We start from the raw sequence: 20746 nt of genomic DNA on the forward strand, positions 1-20746 counted from the left end.
CCTGCATCGCACAGGACAACAGGAGCTATACCATGACCTTCTCCATCATCGGCCGCTGCCAGGAAACCGGCCAGGTCGGCATCGCCATCAGTTCGTCGAGCATCGCTGTGGGCGCCCGTTGCCCCTGGGTACGTGCGGGTGTTGGCGCTGTTTCCACCCAGAACATCACCTTGCCGGCGCTGGGCCCGCAGATTCTCGATGCCCTGGAGCAGGGTCAGTTGCCGCCCGGCGCTGCGCTGGACCGGGTACTGAGCGCCAATGGCTGGAGCGAATACCGCCAGGTCACGGTGATCGACAGCCATGGTCAAGTGGCGCTGTTCACCGGGCGTGAGGCTTTGGGCACGCACCATGCCGTGGCCGGTGAGCAATGCGCGGCGGCGGGTAACCTGTTGTCCTCGACCCAGGTGATTGCAGCGATGGTAGTGGCCTTCGAGCAGGCCGGCGGGCACCTGGCCGACCGCTTGCTGGCTGCCATGCATGCGGCGATGGCCGCTGGTGGCGAAGCCGGCCCGGTGCACTCGGCGGCGTTGAAGGTGGCTGGCGAGCTCACCTGGCCATTGGTGGACCTGCGCGTGGACTGGGCCGATACCGACCCGATCGGTGTGCTCGATGGCCTGTGGCAAGCGTACCGCCCGCAGATGCAGGATTACGTTACCCGTGCGTTGAACCCGACAGCCGCACCCTCCTATGGGGTGCCTGGCGATGAGTGATTTTGCCAGCCGCGCGCTGTTGGCCCGGCTGGTCGGCTTTGCCACGGTCAGCCGCGACTCCAACCTTGAGCTGATCGGCTTTATCCGTGATTACCTGGCCGAGCTGGGGGTGGAAAGCGAACTGTTCCATAACCCCGAGGGCACCAAAGCCAACCTGTTTGCCACCATCGGCCCCCTGAATGCTGGCGGCGTGGTGCTGTCAGGGCACACCGATGTGGTGCCGGTTGACGGCCAGGCCTGGACCGTCGAGCCGTTTGTCCTGAGCGAACGTGGCGGGCGCCTGTATGGCCGCGGTACGGCCGACATGAAAGGCTTCATCGCCTCGGTGCTGGCAGCCGTGCCCGCGTTTCTTGCCCAGCCGTTGCACCTGCCGGTACACCTGGCATTTTCCTATGACGAGGAGGTGGGTTGCCTGGGGGTGCGCTCGATGCTGGCCGCGCTTGAGCAGCGCCCGCACAAGCCACGCCTGTGCCTGATTGGCGAGCCTACCGAGCTGAAGCCGGTGCTGGGGCACAAAGGCAAACTGGCGATGCGCTGCCAGGTGCAAGGTGCGGCCTGCCACTCGGCGTATGCCCCGTATGGGGTGAATGCCATCGAGTTTGCAGCGAAGCTGATCGGCAAGTTGGGTGACATCGGTGAGGCGCTGGCATTGCCCGCGCATCACGACGCGCGCTTCGACCCACCCTTCTCCACGGTGCAGACCGGGGTGATCAAAGGGGGCAGGGCGCTGAATATCGTGCCGGCAGAGTGTGAGTTCGATTTCGAAGTGCGCGCGTTACCGGGGTTCGAGGCGCAAGCAGTGGCTGACCAGTTGCAGACCTATGCAGAGGACGAGCTGCTGCCGCGCATGCGCAAGGTCAATGCGGCCAGTGACATTCGCCTGCAACCGTTGAGCGCGTATCCCGGGCTGGCGACCTCGGCTGATAGCGAAGCGGCACGGTTGGTGGCGTTGCTCAGTGGCTCGGAAGATTTCGGTACCGTGGCGTTTGGCACCGAGGGCGGGTTGTTCGACCAGGCGGGTATCCCCACGGTCGTGTGTGGCCCAGGCAGCATGGACCAAGGTCACAAACCGGACGAATTCGTCAGTGTCGAGCAGTTGCGCGGGTGTGATGCCATGCTGCTGAGGCTGGTGGATTACCTTCGGCAGGCTGCCGTCTGACAGGGTAAGAACGTATGCAGGAGCGGCCCATCGCGACGCAAGGCCGCTCCTGCAGGGATCGGTGTCTGCTTCAGGTTAGAAGCTGGCCTTGACCTGCAGGCCAACCACCAACGCGTTGTCGATCTTCTTCCCCGAGAACGCCCCCGGCTCGATGATGTACTGCACATCCGGGCGCAAGTTCAGCCACGGCGTTGCCTGGTAGCCATAGCTCAGTTCGATCAACTGCTCGGCGCTGTCGATGTCGGGGAACTGCTGGCCCGCGTCAAAGGCGGCATCTTCCAGCACATCGCGGCTACGCGGGTTGGGCACGGCACGGCCGTAACCCAGCGCCACGGTATCCTTCGGGCGGCCTTCGAACGGCTTGTACAGCACCACGCCGGCGCCATACCACTTGGTGAACGGCGAGGCGGCCTTGCTGGATGCCGAGTACTGGCCGAAGGCGTGCAGGCTGCGGCCTGGCGAGCGTTGGTCGTTCCACACCGCCTGGTCGATCAACAGGTAGTGGCCGCCACGGCCGGCTACTTCGTCATCGCTGCCGATGCGTTTCACATCGGAGCTGTCGTAGTAGTAGCCCAGCTTGTATTCGCCGGGCAGTTCACCCTGCAGCTTGTACACCAGCTCCACCGGTACTACGGTGCCGGTGGTGTGCTTGGGGCCCAGATGCCAGGCCCGGCTCGAGTTGCCGTTGCTCTCAGGGTCGACGTTGAACGCCGCCACGCGCAGTTGCCAGGCCGGCGACAGGTCGTATTTCACCCGCACGCCCAGGTGTGCGTTGGGGTAGTTGGTCCAGCCACTGCCGCCGGACATGTTCAGCGGGTGGCCGCAGAAGCCGGCGTTCATGAAGTTGCACAGGATGCCGCTGTCCAGGCCGCCCAGGTCGTTACCCATGGCCATGTAGCCCAGCTTGACGTTGAGCGCCGGGGTGAACAGGGTGCGCTCGTAGCTCAGCTCGGTCAGGCGGGTGTACAGGCCACCGAAGTTTTCCTGGATCGGCAGGCGGTTGCCTACCAGGTCTTCCGAGGCACTGTTACCGCGGCGGTCGTTGATGGTCAGCTGGACCTTGCCACCGTTGTCCAGGCCGTACAGTTTCGACAGGTCGAACTGCACGCCCAGCTTCAGGTTCTGCGAATAGCGCGCCGAGCGGTGCAGGCCGCCGTGGGCGTTGTAGGCGGTTTCGCCACTGTAGTCGCCGGTGAACTTGACGCCGTCGTCTTCAAGCTGGTGACGCAGGCCACCCCAGTCACCGGTCAGGGTGCTGCGGGTCATCAGGTCGCCGTCGGCCAGGGCAGTGGTGCTCGCCAAGGCCAGCAGCAGGGTAGGGGTCATGCGAATTGCGGATGGCATTGCTGTGTCTCGGTTGTTATTCAGGGGCCATTCACAGATGAACCCGCTCCCGCGTGGCCAGTGCTGACCTCGTGGGAGCGGGTTCACCGCGAAGGGGGCGACGCGGGTTTACGGCAAGGCGTAAGAAATCACGTAGTCGCCGCGGTCAGTCGACTGGCGCGCACCGCCAGCAGTGATTACCACATACTGCTTGCCGGTTTTCGGCGAAACGTAGGTCATCGGGCCGCCCTGGCTGCCCACTGGCAGGCGAGCCTTCCAGATTTCGTTACCGTTGCTGCTGTCGTAGGCGCGCAGGTAGAAGTCCTGGGTGCCGGCGATGAACACCAGGCCGCCTTGGGTCGACAAGGTACCGCCCAGGGTTGGCAGGCCGATCTTGATCGGCAGGTGCATGCGGATACCGAGCGGGCCGGTGTCTTCAACGGTGCCAACCGGTACTTGCCAGGCCACCTGGCGGGTCTTCATGTCGATGGCGGTCAGGGTGCCGAACGGTGGTGCCTGGCACGGAATGCCGGCTACCGACAGGAAGCGGTTCTTGTTCACCGCATAGGGGGTGCCCTTGAGCGGTACTGCGCCCATGCCGGTGTTCAGCGCTTCGCCACCGGACGCCGCACCGCCTTTGTTCTGCGACGGAATCATCTGGATCCACAGGCCCAGGCGCATGTCGTTGACGAAGATGAAGCCGTGTACCGGGTCGGTAGAAATGCTGCCCCAGTTCATGCCACCCAGCGAACCCGGGAAGCTCAGCGACAGGTCGGTGCCCGGTGCGGTGTACAGGCCGTCGTAGCGCATTTTCTTGAAGTCGATGCGGCACAGCAGCTGGTCATACGGGGTGGCGCCCCACATGTCCGACTCGGTCAGGGTTTGCGCGCCGATTTGCGGCATGCCCACAGACTTCGGCTGGGTTGGGGAGTAAGGTTCGTTCGGGATGTTGCTTGGCTTGACCGGTACTTCGTCGACCTGGGTCAGCGGCTTGCCGGTGGCGCGATCAAGCACGTAGATCTGCCCGGCCTTGGTGCCGATCACCACCGCAGGTACCGACTGGCCGTCGTCCTTGGTGAAGTCGATCAGGCTTGGCTGCATCGGCAGGTCAAAGTCCCACAGGTCGTTGTGCACGGTCTGGAACACCCATTTCTGGTTGCCGGTGGTGGCGTCCAGGGCCAGCACCGAAGCGCCGTAGGTGTGGTCCAGCTTGCTGCGCTCTACACCGTAGATGTCGGTGGACGACGAACCCATTGGCAGGAACACGGTGTTCATCGCCGGGTCGTAGGACATCGGTGCCCAGCTGTTCGGGGTGCTGCGCACGTAGGTACTGTCGCCCTGCGGTGCCTGGCGGTCTTCCGGGTTGCCCGGGTCGAAGGCCCAGCGCATTTCACCGGTGATCACGTCGAAACCACGGATCACGCCGCCTGGCATGTCGGTCTGGACGTTGTCGGCAACACGGCCGCCGACCACCACGGTGGTACCGGCCATCAGCGGTGCGGAGGACAGTTGGTAATAGGAATCCGGCACATTGCCCAGGCCGGTCATCAGATTGACCTGGCCGTTGTTGCCGAAGCCCTGGCAGAACTCGCCGTTGTCGGCGTCGACGGCAATCAGGCGGCCATCGATGGTGTTGGTCAGCAGGCGACGCTGGCAGTTGGCACCGGCCGGCACGCTCCCGCCGGCGACCGGCGAGCTGTTCGGCTGGGTCGGCTGGGCGATGGCGGCAGTGGCGTCGAAGTAGGCCATGCCACGGCAACGCTGCCACACCTTGGACTGGGCGTTGATTTCGTTCTTCCACAGCTCTTTGCCGGTGTCGGCATCAAGGGCGATCAAGTTGTTGTGCGGGGTGCAGATGAACACCTTGTTGCCGATCTGCAACGGGGTCAGCTGGTCTTCGGCACCGTTGCCATCGCTGATGGCTACGTCACCGGTGTGGTAGGTCCAGGCCACCTTCAGCTTGTTCACGTTGTCGCGGTTGATCTGGTCCAGCGCGGCGAAGCGGCTGCCACCTTCGGTGTTGCCGTAGTGGGCCCAGTCCTTCTGCTCTTTGCCAGCTTCGACCGGGGTCATGCCCGGCCCTTTGCCGGTGGGAGCGACGCTTGGGTGGGCAACGAACATGTTGCCGGCGGCAATCACCAGTGCCACGGCCATCACCCCGGCAATGCCGTAGGCACCACGGCCGGCACTGGCGCCGTTGGCTCGGGCCAGCAGCGGGTAGACCAGTGCCACCACCATGCCGATCGCGGCAAACATGAACAGGCGCGAGAACAGTGGCCAGAACACCAGGCCAGTGTCGATCAGCGCCCAGATCGCGGTACCGATCAGGAACGCCGCGTACAGCCAGGCGCCGGTCTTCTTGCGGCAGGCGATAAGGACACCGGCGATGGCCATGGCCAGTCCGCCGATCAGGAAGTACAACGAACCGCCCAGGCCGGCCAGCTTGATGCCGCCAGCAGCCAGGAGGAGGCCGAGCAGGGCGATGATCACGCCCAGGCCGATCAGGATAATGTTTGTGGCGCCAGAAGCGCGCGGAGTTTCGTTCATGCCAGGGATCTCAGCAGGTGGAATGCGCGCAGTCTAAGCCCTTAGCTTGCTAATTAACAAGTTGGTACATAATTTAATGAGGCTGATTGTCGCAGGGCTGAATGTGCGATGATGTCGTTAAAAGTTTAGATCAGGTGACGAAAAAAGCATTAAACGGGTGCATAAAGCTGGCTATGCAATCTTCATTCATACTTTGGTCGAGTACAAAAGTGGCCAGCCATCATGCGTCTTGACCCGCTCGGCTGTTTGTAAGAACTTGCTGAGATTTGGAAAACAGGCAGCAAATGGACAAATTCCTGGCGATGAAGATGTTCGTGGCCACCGTTGATGCACAGGGCTTTTCTGCCGCTGCGCGCAGGCTTGGGCTGGCCACTTCGTCGGTAACGCGGCTGGTCGACGCCCTGGAAACGGCGCTGGGCGCCACGTTGCTCAACCGCTCGACTCGCCAGGTCAGCCTGACCGAAGCTGGCGCCCGCTACTATGAGCGTGCGCGGGGTATTTTCGAAGCCTTGGACGAGGCCGATGCCAGTGTTGCCGACCGTGGCGAGCAGCCTGTCGGCGTATTGCGCCTGTGCCTGCCGGTGGAGTTCGGCAGGCGGGTGATCGCGCCGCACCTGGGGGCGTTTCTGGCGCGACACCCTGCGCTTGAGCTGGACATCGATCTCAGCGACCGCCTGGATGACCTGCTGGACGGGCGTTACGACTTGTCGATTCGCCTGGGCGACCCCTCGCCCAACGACGAACTGGTCTGTCGCCAGCTCGGGCGCTTCGAGCGTTGGTTGGTGGCCAGCCCGGCTTACCTGGCCGGGCGCGACACCCTGCAGCACCCCCGGCAGCTGCTTGAGCATGCCTGCCTGCGCTTTCGTTACGGGCAAAAAGCGCGGCCCTGGCGCCTGGTGAGAGGTCAGGACAGCCTGGAACTGGACGTTACCGGGCCGTTGCGCAGCGCCAACGCCGACATGTTGCGCGAAACCGCACTGGCGGGCAGTGGCATCGCGCTGCTGGCCGACTGGCTGGTGCGCGAGGATGTGCTGGCCGGGCGCCTGCTGCGGCTGTTCCCTGACTGGCGAGCCAGCCCTGGCACGGCCAATGACAACATCAATGCCCTTTACTTGCCCAACCACCGTGGTTCGCGGCGGGTGAAAGCATTCATCGATTTTTGCGAAAGTTTGTCAGGTCAGCATAACTAGCGTTGCGCGGTGCGCAAAAGCGCGTTGCGCTACAACCGGATTCTCGGCACTGGCATGGCTGGTTAAGGTAGCCGGCATATTCCATCCCTTGTCCAGGAACCTCGCATGAATCCCTCCCTTGCCGCCGGGCAGCCCGCAACCACCGGCCTCAGCCGTGCGCTGGTAGTGCTGCTGGCGTTCTGCTGCGGCGCGATCGTCGCCAACATCTACTACGCCCAGCCCATCGTCGGTTTGATCGCTCCGGACCTGGGGCTGTCCACCGAGCATGCCAGCCTGATCGTTTCACTGACCCAGCTGGGTTATGCCTTGGGCCTGCTGTTGCTGGTCCCGCTGGCTGACCTGCTGGAAAACCGCCGCCTGATGGTCGCCACTGCTGTGCTGGCCTGTGTCAGCCTGCTGCTGGCGGGGACCAGCAGCAGCGGCCAGGGCCTGCTGTTTCTGGGCTATGCCTTGTTGATCGGCTTCAGTTCGGTGGCGGTGCAAATGCTCATTCCGCTGGCGGCGCACCTGGCGCCGGAGCAGCAGCGTGGTCGGGTAGTCGGTAACATCATGGGCGGGTTGTTGCTGGGTATCCTGCTGGCGCGGCCGTTGTCCAGCCTGGTGGCCGACCATTTCGGCTGGCGCGCGGTGTTCATTGGCGCAGCCGGGGTGATGCTGGCGATCATTTTGCTGCTGGCCCTGACCCTGCCGCAGCGGCGACCCGAGCACAAAGCCAGCTATGCCGGATTGATGCTGTCGTTGCTCACATTGTTGCGCCGCTATCCGCTGCTGCGTCAGCGCTCGTTGTACCAGGCACTGATGTTCGCGGCATTCAGCCTTTACTGGACCGCGGTGCCAATGGCGCTGGCGGGTGAGCATGGCCTGTCGCAGACCCAGATTGCCGTGTTCGCCCTCGTGGGCGCGGTGGGTGCCGTTGCCGCCCCCTTGGCTGGCCGCCTGGCAGACGCCGGGCATGCGCGGGCCGGCTCGCTGCTTGCGCTGCTGCTGGCGCCGGCGGCGTTGTTGCTCGGGTTGACGGTGCCGGGCTACAGCGTGATCGGCCTGGGCCTGACTGGCGTGCTGCTGGACTTTGCGGTGCAGATGAACATGGTCATCGGCCAGCGCGAAGTGTATGCACTGGACCCGGCGAGCCGCGGGCGGCTGAATGCGGTGTACATGACCAGCATCTTCGTGGGCGGGGCGCTGGGGTCGGCAGTGGCCAGTGCGCTGTTTTCCCAGTTTGGTTGGCAGGGCATCGCGCTGGTGGGGGCGGGATTGCCGGGTGTGGCATTGATCACCTTTCTGGCCAAGGCGCCCCGGGCATGAACGGTGTGCGGTCCTTGTGGGGGGCAGTCCACTTTGTGGGAGCGGGCTTGTCCCGCGAAGGGGGCCCCGCGGTGCATGGCACCGGCTTTGCCGGTGTTCGCGGGGCAAGCCCGCTCCCACAGCGCGCCTGCAAGATCAATGAGTCATGTTCTGCTCTATGAAAGGGCAGCCGCCATTTTCAGGGGCTATCGAGCAAGCGGCAGCGCCACGCCAATCACGGCAAACAGGCTGCCGCAGCAGCGGTTGAAACCTTTACCCCCCTTGGCCAGCCACGGCCGGATGCGAAACGCCAGGCGCGCCAGCAGGTACTCGACCAGAAACTCGACGCTGGCAAAGGTCGCCGCCATCACCACGAACTGCAGCATCAGCCCGCGCTGCGGGTCGATGAACTGCGGCAGGAAGGCGCCATAGAACAGCAGCACCTTGGGGTTGGCCATGGCCGACAACAAGCCTTGGCGGAACAAACCTGCATTGCCAAGGCGTGCACTGCGGTCGGTCAACTCCAGGTGCAAACCAGGGCTACGCCAGAGCTGGATACCCAGCCAGACCAGGTAGGCGCCGCCCACCCATTTGAGCACGCTCAACACGGCGGCCGACGTCTGCAGCAAGGCGCTCAGGCCAAACATGGCCAAGGCGATCAGCGCGCTGAAACCGAACACGCCGCCAACAATGGTAGACAACGTGCGGCGGGCACCATACAGGGCGCCATGGGTCAGGGCCAGCAGGCTGTTCGGGCCGGGTGTCAGTGACAGGCCGATGCTGGCCAGCAGGTAGATGAGCCAGGTGTCGAGTGCCATGATGCTTGTAACCTTGGTGACTGGGAGGCTGGCAGTCTAAGGCGCACAGCCCCATCAGCAAGGGTATGATCTGGACATTGAATAGTCGTTTCTGGACGCAATGCCATGCTGCCTGATATCCGCCTGCTAATCCTGCCGTTACCGGATTTTGCCCTGCTGCCATTCGGTGGTTTTCTCGACAAATTGCGTTTCAGCGCCGACGACGAAGACTATAGCCAGCAGCGCTATTGCAGCTGGAGCGTGGCAGGGCTCACCCTCGACCCGGTGCCGTCGAGCAGCGGTGCGGTGGTGCAGGTCGAGGCGAGGGCCGACCAGCTCGATCTGGCCAGTTTCGACTATCTGGTGGTGTTCGGCGGGCGCAACGCCATGGCAACGGCTGCATTGGCGCCGCACTACCAAGCCTTGCTAAGGCAAGCCGGCAAAGCCGGGGTCAAGTTGGTGGGGGTCGACAATGGCGCCTTCCTGTTGGCTGCGTGCGGTTTGCTCAGGGGGCACAAGGTGGTCGTGCACTGGCGTCACGAAGCCGAGTTCCGAGCAGCGTTCCCACAGGTGCAGGTGCTGCGCGATCAACTGTATTGCATAGATGCAGGCCGTATCACCTGCGCTGGTGGCACGGCGGCCATTGACCTGGCAGTGGCACTGTTGTCACTGTCCTGTGGGCGAACCCGTGCGCTCAAAGGGCTGGCCGACATGCTGGTGGACGAAACCCGCGACAGCCGCCATGCCTTGCGCTCGCTGGAGCCGGGCGTGGGCCAGGGGCGCCAGGTACAGCGGGCACAAGCCCTGATGCGCCACCATTTGGGCAACCCACTGGCGGTGGAGCAACTGGCCGCTGAACTGGGTATCAGCCGGCGCCAGCTGGACCGGCAGTTCCAGGCCAGCCACGGCATGAGCGCCAAGGCCTGGTGGCTGGAAATGCGCCTGCAGCAGGCGCGCTGGCGCTTGCTCAACTCCAGCCACAGCCTGGCGCAGATTGCCGATGAGGTGGGGCTGGGCGATGCCAGTTACCTGGGTAAATGCGTCCGGCGGCGGTTTGGCTGCACGGCCGTGGCGTTGCGGGCAGCCAATCATCCAGGCTGAAACCCGGCGCAGCATTCACTGCGGTGTGCCGAACAAGCCGGTCCAGTAGATCCCGGCATCGCTTTTCGGGTCCACGGCATAGGCGGCACCCAGCTCACGGAATTCCGGGTTCATCAGCGTGGCGCAATGCCCCGGGCTCTCCAGCCAGCCATCAACCACCTTGTGCGCGGTGTCACGCCCGGCTGCGATATTTTCCCCGACTTGCTGGTAAAGGTAGCCTGCCAGCTCGGCCCGGTCACCGGGCGTGCGGCCATCCTTGTCGATGTGGTCGAAGAAGTTCTGGTTGGCCATGGCCCGCGTGTGGTTGGCAGCCACCCCGGCCAGCACTGTGCTCCAGCTCAACGCGGGGGCTGCGGCGAACGGCTGGCCGCCGCATTGGCGCGGTACCTTGCGCGCCGCGTTGATTTCTTGCAATACCTTCTGCCCCTCGGCCTGCCAGTCGCCCAGGCGGCCACTGAGCAGCGGCCGGGCCAGCACGATGCGCCAGTCGCGGCCCTCCTGGCTGACGCCGATATCGACGAACTGCGGGTCGAGCACCACTTGGCAGAAGCTTTCTTCGATGGCACGCATGGCCGCACGTGCATCGCGTGGCCCCGACAGGCTGATGGCCTGGACATTGACCATGGGGTAGGCGGCGCGGGTCATGGCCTGCTGCAGGTCGCGGGTGCCCTCTGGCGACAACGCCAGGCGGGTGTCGCTGTTGAGCGGGGGCAGCTCCAGCGACGCCTCTCCACCGCAGGGCTGGGCCTTGCTGCGGTAGACATTGATCGACTCGATCAGTTGCGCCTCTTCGCCGGTGACAGCCAGTGCCCCGGTCGACATGACCAAGCCCAGCGACAAGGCGGCAACGGATGACAGGACGCGCATGTGGATCTCCCTATGACTGGCAGCGTCGTGGTATGCGCTGCTCATCCTACACAAGCCTGGGGCTTTTGGCCCTAGCGGGTGTAAAGCAATGACGGCGCCGGCAATCGCTGCTGGCGGCATAAGAGGGAGTAGACCAATGGTCGCCGGAAAAGTGCGATGAGTTGCTAATCATTCGTATCGAGCTAGCGCGTTCGGCTGTGTACGCATCACCGGGCCAACGCCTGGTTCGGCCTGTAGAACAGGAAGTGCGTGGTCTGCGCAGTCTTGCGGTAAGCCTTGGCCCAGTCGGGGTGCACCGTGCGGTCGTGGAAGTACAGCGCACCGCCGGTAGGGTCTTTCAATTGCTGGTTGAGCGCCTTGCGTGCAATTTCTTTGGCCACAGCGTAGCGTTGCGCTTCCTCGACCTGGTCAGGGCGCCCGTCGCACCACCAGGAAAACTGGCAGGCCTTGGTTTCCACGCCCTGCTTGACCACGCCGCAGATGGTATCGGGGAAGCCATCATGGCCCAGGCGATTGATCACAACACTGGCCACGGCTGACATGTCTTGCGCATCGGCGCCCTTGGCTTCCCAGTAGATGGTGCGTGCCAGGCAGGTGAGGCTGTCGTCCAGCGGCGCCTGGCCGGCCGGGTCGACTGCCTGGGCTTCGCTTGAGGTCAGTTTTTCCGTTTTTTTCGGAGGTGGTGCATCGTTGGCCACCTTTTCTTCCAGCACTTCGGCCTTGCCTTCGGCCACTGCGGCCTTTGCCGTGTCGGCCGCATGCAAGGGGCCTGCGATCAGGGCCAAGGTCAAGCCAATCACTATCCAGGTAGCGCGCATGGCAGTGCTTCCGAAAGGGGGGCTGATTGCCAGTCTAGCCAAGCGTAAGCATTAATACCAAAGGCAGGGTGGCCGCGGCAGCTACGGTCTGCAGGGCAATGATGGTGGCCATCAGGGGGGCGTTGCCACCCATCTGCCTGGCCATTACATAGGAGGACGAGGCAGTGGGTAGGGCCTGGAACAGCACTGCCACCACCGCGGCCTGGCCACTCAGGCCCAGCACGCGGCACAGCCCCCAGGTGGTCAAGGGCATGACCAGGAATTTGAACGCCGACGCTGCCATCAGCGGGCGCACCTGCTGGCCCAGGCTGGCCCCACCCAGCGCTGCGCCCACACACAACAGCCCCATCGGTAGCGCCGCCTGGCCCAGCGCCTTGACGGTGGGTTCGATGCCTGGCGGCAAGCCCAGGCCCGTCACCCGCAGCAGCAGGCCGCCGGCACAGCCGACGATCAACGGGTTGGCGAAGATTGCCCGTAGCACCGTGGTCGGTGAACTGTGGCGGGCGCTGAAACGGGCGAACACCAGCACGCAGAGCAGGTTGACCAAGGGCACGATGGCGGCATTGGCCACCGCTGCAAGGGCGATGCCGGCGCTGCCGTAGAGGCCGGCGGCCAGGGTGGCACCGATGTAGTTGTTGAAGCGGATACCGCCCTGGAAGACCGAGGTAAAGTCAGCGCCATCGTGGTTGATCGCGCCTTGGTACATCACCAGCAGCACGGCGCCGGCCAAGGTCGAGAGCATCAGCACACCGACCATGCCCATCACCGGTACGCCGTCGAGGTTGGCGGTGGCCAGGCCGTGCAGGAACAGCGAAGGTAGCAGTACGTAGTAGCTCAGGCGCTCGGCACCGGGCCAGAAACTCTCGGCCAGAAAGCCGCGCAGGCGCAGGAAGGTACCCAGGGTAATCAGCAGGATGATGGGTAGCAGGGTGGTCAGCAGCAAGTGGAGCATGGTCGACATTCCGTGGTCGGGTACGGGCACAGACTACGGGTGCGAAATGGTTTGTAAAAACGTTGTTTTCTGCACTGACTGTTGAGAATAAATGCATGTTTCGCAGGGGGGCGCTTTGCAGCCCCTGCATTCTCAAGCTTCAAGCGCAGTCTTCAACACCGCACTCAAATGCCGCCGTTGGCTTTTCTCATGCTCCAGCAACACCACCCGCCGGGTCAGTTGCGGTTCGCCAAATGGCAGGCAGGTGGCCGGCGGCAGGCGTTTCAGGTCGTCGTCTGCCATGGGGATGATCGCCACGCCCAGGCCCATGACGGCCATGCTTGCCAGCGCTTCCTGGCTGTCCAGTTCCATCTGCTCGCTCACCTGCAAATGCTGACGACGGAGCTCCTGCTCGATCTGCCGCCCGGCCCAGGCACGCTTGTCGAAGCGCAGGAACGGTTGACTGGCGAGCAGCTCCGGTACGCTGTACCCGGCCAATTCGTGGCTGGCGATGGCCCAGAAGCGGTCCTCGAACAGTGGTGTGAAATCCAGGCTCTGTGGGTACGGGCTGACGGGCTCAGTGGTGATGGCCGCGTCCAGTTCACCGTCCTCCACCCGACGTGCCAGCTCCGCCGACATGCCCGAGGCCACGCTGATATGCAGCTGCGGGTAGTGGGCCTTGATCCACACCAGCGCCTTGGGCAGGCGCCGCGCCAGTACGGTGTGGATCGCGCCCAGGCGCAGGCGGCCGCGCAGGCTCGGGCCGCTGGCCAGGGCGTCGGCCAGTTCGTCGTAGGCAGCCAGAATGCTCTCGGCGCGGGCGACTGCCAGTTGGCCTGCTTCGGTCAGCACCACCTGCCTGCGGCTGCGGTCGAACAGGGGGACCTTTAACTCGTCTTCAAGGGTTTTGATGTGCAGGCTCACCGCCGAAGGGGTAAGGCTGAGCAAGTCGGCTGCGCGGGCAAAGGTGCCGTGGCGGGCGATGGTTACCAGGGTGCGCAGGGCTTTGAGAGACATGCGGAAGCGGTCCGGTTACAAGCTGACAGGGCAGTATTGTCAGGCCCGGCCCTGTCGCCGGCAAGCCAGGGCCGCGACAGGCAACCTTGTTCAGCGCGCAATACGCCCATACGCTTGGCTGATCCGGTCGATCACCATGGCCAAGGCGACGATCGCCAGGCCGGCCTCCACACCCTGGCCGACGTTCAGGGTCTGGATTCCCGCCAGCACATCCTCACCCAAACCGCGGGCACCGATCATCGATGCCACCACCACCATCGACAAGGCCATCATTACCGACTGGTTGAGCCCAGCCATGATGCTTGGCAGCGCCAGTGGCAGCGCAATGCGCCGTAACCGCTGCCAGCGGCTGGCCCCCAGGCCGTGCGCGGCCTGCAGCAGCGAAGGGTCGATCTGGCTCAGGCCCAGTTCGGTCAGCCGCACCAGTGGCGGCAGGGCGTAGATCAGCGTGGCGAACACGGCAGGGACCTTGCCCAGGCCGAACAGCATCAGCACCGGGATCAGGTAAACGAAGGCCGGCAGCGTCTGCATCACATCCAGCACGGGTAACAGTAGCCGCCTGGCCAGTGGCCGGGACGCGAGCAGTATGCCCAGCGGCACGCCCACCAGCACGCACAAACCGGTGCTCACCAGTACCAAGGCCAAGGTTTGCAGCAGCTTGTCCCACAGCCCGAGCATGCCAATCAGCGCCAGCAGCGCCACCAGTACCGCGCTGCGCAGCAGGCTGCGGCTGGCGTGCCAGGCAAGCAGGCCAACCAGCAGCAACAACAGCCACCAGGGCAGCAGGCGCAGCAGGTTCTCCAGGCCGACCAGCAGTTGCAGCAGCTGGTCTGAAACCGCGCGCAACTGATCGCCGTAATTGAGTACCAGCCAGTCGACCAGCCTGTTTACGCTTTCAGCGAAAGAAAACTGCAGCGCTTGGGGAAAGCCATTGCTCACAGGCTGCCCTCGACCTTGTCGGCGACGTCTGCGGGCAGCCAGGCTTTCCACACATCGCGATTGTCACGCAGGAAGGCGAGTGCGGCCTCGCGCGGTGGCGTGCGCTTTTCACTCATGACGGCCAGCGCCTTGTTGAGCCGATCGATCGGCAGGTCGACCTGCTCGAACACCGTCACCAGGTCCGGGTAGCCATCACGGAAGGCCTTGGATACGCCGATGGACAGTTTCGCCGGCAGTGAGCGGCTGCCCTTTGGGTTAGGGTTGCCGGCATCTGTCAGGGTGGCCCAGGCCTGGGCATCGAACGGTGGTTCTTGCAAGCGGATGAGTTTGTATCGCCCCATCAGCGGGGTCGGGTTCCAGTAGTAGAACAGCACCGGCTGGCCACGGCGGATGGCGGAGGCGATTTCGGCGTCCATCGCCGCACCGGAGCCACTGCGAAAATTCGTGTACAGCTCATCCAGGCCATACGCCTTGAGTTTCTGGCTGTTGACCGTTTCCGATGTCCAGCCGCTGGGGCTGTTCAAAAAACGGCCCTTGTCGGGTGACTCGGGGTCACGAAATACCTGTGGGTAGCGCTTGAGGTCATCGACGCTGCGCAGTTCGGGCGCCAAAGGCTTCAGCTTGCGAACAGCGTCGCCCTCGATCACGTACGCGGGTACCCACCAGCCTTCTTCTGCATTTTTGACCGTATTGCCCAGTGCGAAAACCTGGCCTTCCTGTTCCGCCTTGACCCACGCAGGGCTGCGCCCGGCCCACTCTTCGGCGATCACCTGGAGGTCGTTGCGGGCCAAGGCCACTTCCATGCTGACGGTGCTGCCGGGCAGGGTGTCGGTGGCGTAGCCATAGCCGCGCTCCGCAATCAGCCGCAGAATTTCGGTGGTGAGGGCGCCGCTTTCCCAGCTTATGGCACCAAAGTGGATGGGGGAGGGTTGCTCTGCCGATACAGCACTGTCGGTGCTGGCCAGGCCTACGGCCAGCAACAAGCCGGCCAGCAGCGTTGAAAACTTGTTCATCCAGACCTCGTCGTTTACCGCGCCTTGGGGGTGGGGCAAGTGTAGACGACGAGGTGTTGGCGCAGGGCAGGGCTGCTTGGGGCGGCCCCGTTTACCTCAAACGCGGAACTGGTCCATCAGCGCCTGCTGCTGGTTGGCGAGGCTGTTCAAGGACTGGCTGACACGCGCCGACTCGTTGGCCTGCCCCGACAGCGATTCGGTGACATCGCGGATCGTTGCCACGTTGCTGTTGATCTCTTCGGCCACCGCGCTTTGCTCCTCGGCGGCCGAGGCTATTTGCAGGTTCATGTCGGTAATGACCGTCACCGCCTGGCCGATACGCTGCAACGCAGTCACGGCTTGGCCAACCTGTTCGACCCCACCCTGGGCCTGACGGTGGCTGTTGTCCATGGCACCGACCACTTCGCGGGTGCCGTCCTGCAAGGCCTCGATCACCTGGCGGGTTTCTTCCACCGACTCCTGGGTGCGTCGGGCCAGGTTGCGTACTTCATCGGCAACCACGGCAAAGCCACGGCCGGCTTCACCCGCGCGGGCGGCCTCGATGGCGGCGTTCAGCGCCAGCAGGTTGGTCTGTTCGGCAATCGAGCGGATCACTTCCAGCACCGAACCGATCTTCTCGCTGTTCTGCGCCAGGCCTTCGACTTCGGCCATGGCGTTGCTCATGTCGGCGGCCAGGGCATCGATGCGTTGGGTGGTGCGGTCGATGACTGCCAGGCCTTCGCGGGTGGCCTGGTCGGCATCGCGGGCGGCCTGGGCGGCCTGGGAAGCGCTGCGTGCCACGTCCTGGGCGGTAGCGCTCATTTCGTGCGAGGCCGTGGCCACCTGGTCAACCTGGCGGTATTGCTGCTCCATGCCGGCGCTGGTTTGCGTGGCAATTGCCGAAGACTGGTCGGCGGTGCCACGGGCAGCCTGCACCGAGCGTTTGACCTCGGCGATGGTTGGCTGCAGCTTGTCGAGGAACCGGTTGAACCAGCCGGCCAGTTCGCCCAGTTCGTCCTGCTTCTGATAAGTCAGGCGGCGGGTCAGGTCGCCTTCGCCGCTGGCAATGTCCTTGAGCATTGCGGCTACGCCGAGGATCGGCCGGGTAACGCCGCGGGCCATCAACCACACCATCAGCAGGCCGGCAATGGCTGCCGCCAGCCCCAGGCCCAGCTCCAGCAGGGTACCGCTGGTGTTGAGCGCGTCCAGTTCCTGCTTCAGTTTTTCGGCAGGCCCGGTCAGTGCGTTTTCCGGCACATCCAGCAGCACGCCCCAGGGTTGCGCGTCGGGGATCGGCCGGAACGCGGCCATCACCTTCAGGCGCTGCTGGTCGTGCAGGATGGTCATCTTGCCATCGGCCAGCTTGCGTACCAGCTCGGCGCCCTTGGCCTTGTCTACCTGGTCGAAGCGCTGGGCCAGCTTGCTGGCATCGGCGCTATAGCCTGCCAGCAGGCCGACCGGGCTGAGGATACCGACCGTGGTGCGGCCCTCGTACAGGCTGCGGCTGGCCTCCTGGCTCAGGGCCTGCAGGCTGTTGAGGTTGATGTCGATGGACAGCGTGGCAAGGGTCTTGCCGTTGACCACCAGCGGGAAGACGATGCTGGTCATCAGCACTTGCTGGCCATTGATGTCATAGAAGTAGGGCTCTACCACGCACACCTTGCCAGTGGTACGCGGGCAGACCCACCAGGTGTTGGCGGGCTGGCCGCTGGGGCCGATCTCGGTGTTGGCCATGTCCTGTTCAGGCAGCGCCATGGCGGTCAGCTGGCCGGGGCGCGGCTGCGACCAGTACAGGGCAAAGCGCCCGGTTTCGTTGCTGCCAAGCTCCGCCTTGCCGGCGAACAGGCTGTCTTTGTTGTCCAGCGCGTTGGGCTCGAACACCAGCGACAGGCCGAGCAGGTCGGGGTTGGCCTGCAGGGCGGTGCGCACTTGGCGTGTCATGTCTTCGCGCAGGTCAAAGGCGTCAAGGTAGCGCTTTTCTGCCTGTTCGCGCAGGAACAGCACCTGGCGGGCGAAGCCGGCGCCGTACTGGTAGGCGTCCATGAACTGACGACGGATGTTCAGCGCCTGCACCTCACCCTGTGACTCGATGCGCGATTGCGCCGCTTCGGTCAGCATCTGCATGCTGCTGGCCTTGACCAGGTCCGAGCTGTGGTCCATGCGATATAACGACAGGCCGACGAGCAAGGTGACGATGCCGGCCAGGCAGAGGCCGGCGAGCAGGGTGATCTTCCACTGGATGGAAAGTTGGCGCAAAGGCATGGGGCGGATCCCTTTTCCGGGCTCTAAGGGTTTTGGCTTTGAGGCTGGGTCAGGCACCCCCAGCGCAACACGTTATCGGCCCACCGCGTTTTTTCTTTATTCAAACATTCAATTTAAATCCAGCCCCGCTGCGTAATGTGCCGCAACATGGCGCTTTTGACATCTGCAGCCTACTGCTTCAGAGTGCGCGCTTTTTTCTGTCGTAATGAGGTAAGCCAACCATGAATGCAGTGATCGCCGCGGTCGGCATCATGCTGATACTCAGCCTGTCCCGCGTGCACGTGGTCATCGCCCTGATCATCGGTGCCCTGGTCGGTGGGCTGGTGGGCGGCCTGGGCATCGAGGGCACGTTAAAGGCGTTCAACGGTGGCTTGGGCGGTGGTGCCACGGTTGCCTTGTCCTACGCTCTGCTGGGCGCTTTTGCCGTGGCCATTGCCAAGTCGGGCCTGGCCCATGCCTTGGCTGACCGTGCACTGGCCATGATCGATCGCCAGGGGCACACCAATGGCGGCAAGGTCAAATGGCTGATGATCGGCCTGATGCTGGTGGTGGCGGTGTCGTCGCAGAACATCCTGCCCATCCACATTGCGTTCATTCCGCTGCTGGTGCCGCCGTTGTTGTATGTACTGACCCGCCTGCGCATCGACCGCCGGCTGATCGCCTGCGTGATCACCTTCGGCCTGATTACCCCGTACATGTTCTTGCCAGTGGGCTTCGGCAACATATTCCTCAATGAAATCCTGCTGGCCAACGTCGCGCGCGCCGGTGTCGACGTGAGCGGTGTCAACGTCACCCACGCCATGGCCATCCCCGCTGCTGGCATGCTGGTCGGCCTGCTCCTGGCGGTGTTTATCAGCTACCGCAAGAAGCGTGACTACGATCTGGCGCGCATTGAGCAGGTGGAGCAGGTGAGCGTGCAGTACAACCCGCTGACACTGCTGGTGGCCGGGCTGGCAATCGCCGCCGCGTTCATCGTCCAGTTGCTGCTGGACTCGATGATCATCGGCGCCATGGTCGGTTTTCTGATTTTCTCGCTGTCAGGCATCGTCAAATGGAAGGACACTGACGGCCTGTTTACCGAAGGCATGAAGATGATGGCCATGATCGGCTTCATCATGATTGCCGCCTCGGGTTTTGCTGACGTCATGAAGGCCACCGGTGAGGTGCAGAGCCTGGTGGAAACCTCCGCCCGGTGGATCGACCACAGCAAGGGCATCGGTGCCCTGATGATGTTGCTGGTCGGGCTGCTGGTGACCATGGGCATCGGCTCGTCGTTCTCCACGGTGCCGATCCTGGCCGCGATCTTTGTGCCGCTGTGCGTGCAACTGGGGTTCGACCCGCTGGCCACCGTGTGCATCGTCGGTACTGCTGGCGCTTTGGGGGACGCAGGCTCGCCGGCCTCTGACTCGACTTTGGGGCCGACCTCGGGCCTGAACGTAGATGGTCAGCACCACCATATCTGGGACACCGTGGTACCGACCTTCATCCACTACAACCTGCCATTGCTGGCGTTTGGGTGGTTGGCAGCGATGACGCTGTAAGGGGAGGGTGTCAGCCCTTGTTGGGCGGCGGTGAGATGCGGTTGAGCACGGTGCTGCCGTCCTTGCTGCGGGTCAGGTAAATCGGCAGCACCTTGGGCAGGTTGTTGACCAGGCGGGCGACCTCGCGGGTGTTGTAGATACCGCTGATGCGGATGCGGCCGGTGCTGGCATCGGCCAGCTGCAGCGGCGCGTCGAGGTAGCGGTTGATCACTGGCAGCGCTTGCTCCAGGCTCAGGTTGTCGAGCACCAGCTTGCCACTGCGCCAGGCAAGGCTGTTGCTGTAGTCATTGCTCTGCTCCAGCTGCGGCTCGAAATCGCCCTTGTGGTAGCTGGCCTGCATCCCCGGGCCCAGGCGGTAGCCACCGGCGTTGCCGTCGCTGGATACCAGTACCGAGCCTTCCACCAGGGTGACCTTGACCTGGTCCTGGTACTTCCACACGTTGAACTGGGTGCCAGTGACGCGGGTCTGGCCATTGCCGGCATGCACGATGAACGGGTGGTTGCTGTCGTGCTGCACCTTGAAGAACGCCTCGCCGCGCTTGAGCGTGACCTGGCGCTGGTCCTTGTAGTTGAGGTAGGTAAGCTCGGTGTGGAGGTTGAGCTGTACCGTGCTGCCGTCGCTCAACTCGATGGTCTGCATGCGGTCGCCGGCTTCGAAGTGCTGGTAGTGGTTGGGCAGCCAGCCTTGTTCCCAGCCCACCCAGCCGGCCAGCGGCAGCACGGCCAGGGCGATGGCGGCAGCAGATGCCAGCGGACGCCAATTGCGCGGGCGTGCGGGTAGACGGGTGGCCGGGTTGAAGTCGACGACGGTGGCGTTGCGTGGCAACAGGTCGGCGGTTTGCCAGATTTCCAGCATTGCCTGGTATTCCTCGGCATGCCGCGGGTCCGCCGCCAGCCAGCGGGCAAACGCCTCGCGCTCGCCCGCCGTGCAGTCTTCAGCGTGCAGGCGCATGCACCAGTGCGCGGCGGCGTCGGTGATGGCATCGTCAGGGCTGGTGTTGAGGCGGTCGTGGTTCATTGCGGCTCCGGATTTTGCATATTCTACCCTTGCTAGAGGGCTCCCGAGAACCAACGTAATGGCGAATGACTATCAGTTGTGACGGTTTTTCATCGGATTTGCAACGGTTTTTCAGCGTTTGAGAACCCTTCGCGTGCCGCCAGGGAGGCGGAAATCCATGGGGCTGCCTTGCAGCCCATCGCGACAAAAGGCCGCTCCCACAAGTAATCGCGCACCTCTTGTGGGGCAACTGTGTTGTACGAAATCACAA

The 20746-nt window shown here is 63.8% G+C and carries 17 protein-coding genes and 1 pseudogene; 6 read left to right on the top strand and 12 right to left on the bottom strand.

Going from position 1 to position 20746, the window contains the following annotated elements; translation table 11 throughout:
• Window positions 1-32 precede the first annotated feature (32 nt).
• Window positions 33-710, top strand: coding sequence for a DUF1028 domain-containing protein (locus tag LU684_RS00500; RefSeq protein WP_232894003.1), 678 nt, complete (start codon window positions 33-35; stop codon window positions 708-710).
• Window positions 703-1869 carry an acetylornithine deacetylase gene (gene argE / locus LU684_RS00505; RefSeq protein WP_232894004.1) on the top strand — a complete coding sequence of 389 codons (1167 nt, stop codon included), beginning with the start codon at window positions 703-705 and terminating at the stop codon, window positions 1867-1869. Before LU684_RS00500 ends, argE begins: the two co-directional genes overlap by 8 nt.
• A 75-nt stretch (window positions 1870-1944) precedes the next feature.
• On the opposite strand, the gene LU684_RS00510 is transcribed toward argE, so the two are convergent.
• Together LU684_RS00510 and LU684_RS00515 are read right to left on the bottom strand one after the other, a co-directional pair.
• Window positions 1945-3213 (bottom strand): carbohydrate porin, encoded by a 1269-nt coding sequence (locus tag LU684_RS00510; protein ID WP_060518258.1) that lies wholly within the window; start codon window positions 3211-3213, stop codon window positions 1945-1947.
• Between the two features lie 108 nt (window positions 3214-3321).
• On the bottom strand, window positions 3322-5739 hold the full coding sequence (locus LU684_RS00515) for a glucose/quinate/shikimate family membrane-bound PQQ-dependent dehydrogenase (protein WP_016487433.1): 2418 nt from the start codon (window positions 5737-5739) through the stop codon (window positions 3322-3324).
• Between the two features lie 284 nt (window positions 5740-6023).
• On the opposite strand from LU684_RS00515, the gene LU684_RS00520 reads away from it, so the two are divergent.
• Both LU684_RS00520 and LU684_RS00525 read left to right on the top strand, forming a co-directional pair.
• Window positions 6024-6929: a LysR family transcriptional regulator gene (locus tag LU684_RS00520; protein ID WP_016487432.1), complete on the top strand. Its 906-nt coding sequence runs from the start codon at window positions 6024-6026 to the stop codon at window positions 6927-6929.
• A 105-nt stretch (window positions 6930-7034) separates the two neighbouring features.
• Window positions 7035-8234, top strand: coding sequence for an MFS transporter (locus LU684_RS00525; protein WP_070086538.1), 1200 nt, complete (start codon window positions 7035-7037; stop codon window positions 8232-8234).
• Window positions 8235-8419: 185 nt separating this feature from the next.
• On the opposite strand, the gene LU684_RS00530 is transcribed toward LU684_RS00525, so the two are convergent.
• Window positions 8420-9031 (bottom strand): LysE family translocator, encoded by a 612-nt coding sequence (locus LU684_RS00530; protein ID WP_232894005.1) that lies wholly within the window; start codon window positions 9029-9031, stop codon window positions 8420-8422.
• 105 nt (window positions 9032-9136) lie between these two features.
• Here LU684_RS00530 and LU684_RS00535 point away from each other — a divergent pair, with 105 nt between their 5' ends.
• The gene (locus LU684_RS00535) at window positions 9137-10111 is read left to right on the top strand and encodes a GlxA family transcriptional regulator (protein WP_096426168.1); all 975 of its coding nucleotides are present in this window, start codon (window positions 9137-9139) and stop codon (window positions 10109-10111) included.
• A gap of 15 nt (window positions 10112-10126) precedes the next feature.
• Here LU684_RS00535 and LU684_RS00540 read toward each other — a convergent pair whose 3' ends face one another.
• The 8 genes and pseudogenes from LU684_RS00540 to LU684_RS30630 all read right to left on the bottom strand — a co-directional run.
• Window positions 10127-10978, bottom strand: coding sequence for a CAP domain-containing protein (locus LU684_RS00540; RefSeq protein ID WP_060518254.1), 852 nt, complete (start codon window positions 10976-10978; stop codon window positions 10127-10129).
• A gap of 206 nt (window positions 10979-11184) precedes the next feature.
• Window positions 11185-11796 carry a cell wall hydrolase gene (locus tag LU684_RS00545; protein ID WP_016487427.1) on the bottom strand — a complete coding sequence of 204 codons (612 nt, stop codon included), beginning with the start codon at window positions 11794-11796 and terminating at the stop codon, window positions 11185-11187.
• Between the two features lie 34 nt (window positions 11797-11830).
• The gene (locus LU684_RS00550) at window positions 11831-12748 is read right to left on the bottom strand and encodes an AEC family transporter (protein ID WP_096426167.1); all 918 of its coding nucleotides are present in this window, start codon (window positions 12746-12748) and stop codon (window positions 11831-11833) included.
• Window positions 12749-12880: 132 nt separating this feature from the next.
• Entirely contained in the window at window positions 12881-13744 is an 864-nt protein-coding gene (locus LU684_RS00555; protein WP_232894006.1) for a LysR family transcriptional regulator, read from the bottom strand.
• Between the two features lie 90 nt (window positions 13745-13834).
• Window positions 13835-14683 carry an ABC transporter permease gene (locus tag LU684_RS00560; protein ID WP_023048698.1) on the bottom strand — a complete coding sequence of 283 codons (849 nt, stop codon included), beginning with the start codon at window positions 14681-14683 and terminating at the stop codon, window positions 13835-13837.
• Entirely contained in the window at window positions 14680-15696 is a 1017-nt protein-coding gene (locus tag LU684_RS00565) for an ABC transporter substrate-binding protein (RefSeq protein ID WP_016487423.1), read from the bottom strand. Before LU684_RS00565 ends, LU684_RS00560 begins: the two co-directional genes overlap by 4 nt.
• Before the next feature lie 96 nt (window positions 15697-15792).
• Window positions 15793-16548 (bottom strand): methyl-accepting chemotaxis protein, encoded by a 756-nt coding sequence (locus LU684_RS30625; protein WP_371919265.1) that lies wholly within the window; start codon window positions 16546-16548, stop codon window positions 15793-15795.
• A gap of 102 nt (window positions 16549-16650) precedes the next feature.
• Window positions 16651-17937: pseudogene (locus LU684_RS30630) on the bottom strand (PDC sensor domain-containing protein); the annotation flags it as partial.
• Between the two features lie 221 nt (window positions 17938-18158).
• Between LU684_RS30630 and LU684_RS00575 the strand changes: the two are divergent.
• Entirely contained in the window at window positions 18159-19478 is a 1320-nt protein-coding gene (locus LU684_RS00575; protein WP_016487421.1) for a Na+/H+ antiporter family protein, read from the top strand.
• Between the two features lie 10 nt (window positions 19479-19488).
• On the opposite strand, the gene LU684_RS00580 is transcribed toward LU684_RS00575, so the two are convergent.
• On the bottom strand, window positions 19489-20496 hold the full coding sequence (locus tag LU684_RS00580) for a FecR family protein (protein WP_016487420.1): 1008 nt from the start codon (window positions 20494-20496) through the stop codon (window positions 19489-19491).
• Between the last annotated feature and the right edge of the window lie 250 nt (window positions 20497-20746).

It is taken from the genome of Pseudomonas sp. NMI542_15, assembly GCF_021283425.1.
GTDB classification, from domain to species: domain Bacteria; phylum Pseudomonadota; class Gammaproteobacteria; order Pseudomonadales; family Pseudomonadaceae; genus Aquipseudomonas; species Aquipseudomonas fortuita.

Coding starts and splice junctions, on each gene's coding strand:
- LU684_RS00525 (WP_070086538.1), top strand. CDS start 7,035: ATGAATCCCTCCCTTGCCGCCGGGCAGCCCGCAACCACCGGCCTCAGC.
- LU684_RS00550 (WP_096426167.1), bottom strand. CDS start 12,748: ATGCTCCACTTGCTGCTGACCACCCTGCTACCCATCATCCTGCTGATT.
- LU684_RS00575 (WP_016487421.1), top strand. CDS start 18,159: ATGAATGCAGTGATCGCCGCGGTCGGCATCATGCTGATACTCAGCCTG.
- LU684_RS00555 (WP_232894006.1), bottom strand. CDS start 13,744: ATGTCTCTCAAAGCCCTGCGCACCCTGGTAACCATCGCCCGCCACGGC.
- LU684_RS00545 (WP_016487427.1), bottom strand. CDS start 11,796: ATGCGCGCTACCTGGATAGTGATTGGCTTGACCTTGGCCCTGATCGCA.
- LU684_RS00515 (WP_016487433.1), bottom strand. CDS start 5,739: ATGAACGAAACTCCGCGCGCTTCTGGCGCCACAAACATTATCCTGATC.
- LU684_RS00530 (WP_232894005.1), bottom strand. CDS start 9,031: ATGGCACTCGACACCTGGCTCATCTACCTGCTGGCCAGCATCGGCCTG.
- LU684_RS30625 (WP_371919265.1), bottom strand. CDS start 16,548: ATGGAGCAGCAATACCGCCAGGTTGACCAGGTGGCCACGGCCTCGCAC.
- LU684_RS00565 (WP_016487423.1), bottom strand. CDS start 15,696: ATGAACAAGTTTTCAACGCTGCTGGCCGGCTTGTTGCTGGCCGTAGGC.
- LU684_RS00520 (WP_016487432.1), top strand. CDS start 6,024: ATGGACAAATTCCTGGCGATGAAGATGTTCGTGGCCACCGTTGATGCA.
- LU684_RS00500 (WP_232894003.1), top strand. CDS start 33: ATGACCTTCTCCATCATCGGCCGCTGCCAGGAAACCGGCCAGGTCGGC.
- argE (WP_232894004.1), top strand. CDS start 703: ATGAGTGATTTTGCCAGCCGCGCGCTGTTGGCCCGGCTGGTCGGCTTT.
- LU684_RS00580 (WP_016487420.1), bottom strand. CDS start 20,496: ATGAACCACGACCGCCTCAACACCAGCCCTGACGATGCCATCACCGAC.
- LU684_RS00535 (WP_096426168.1), top strand. CDS start 9,137: ATGCTGCCTGATATCCGCCTGCTAATCCTGCCGTTACCGGATTTTGCC.
- LU684_RS00540 (WP_060518254.1), bottom strand. CDS start 10,978: ATGCGCGTCCTGTCATCCGTTGCCGCCTTGTCGCTGGGCTTGGTCATG.
- LU684_RS00510 (WP_060518258.1), bottom strand. CDS start 3,213: ATGCCATCCGCAATTCGCATGACCCCTACCCTGCTGCTGGCCTTGGCG.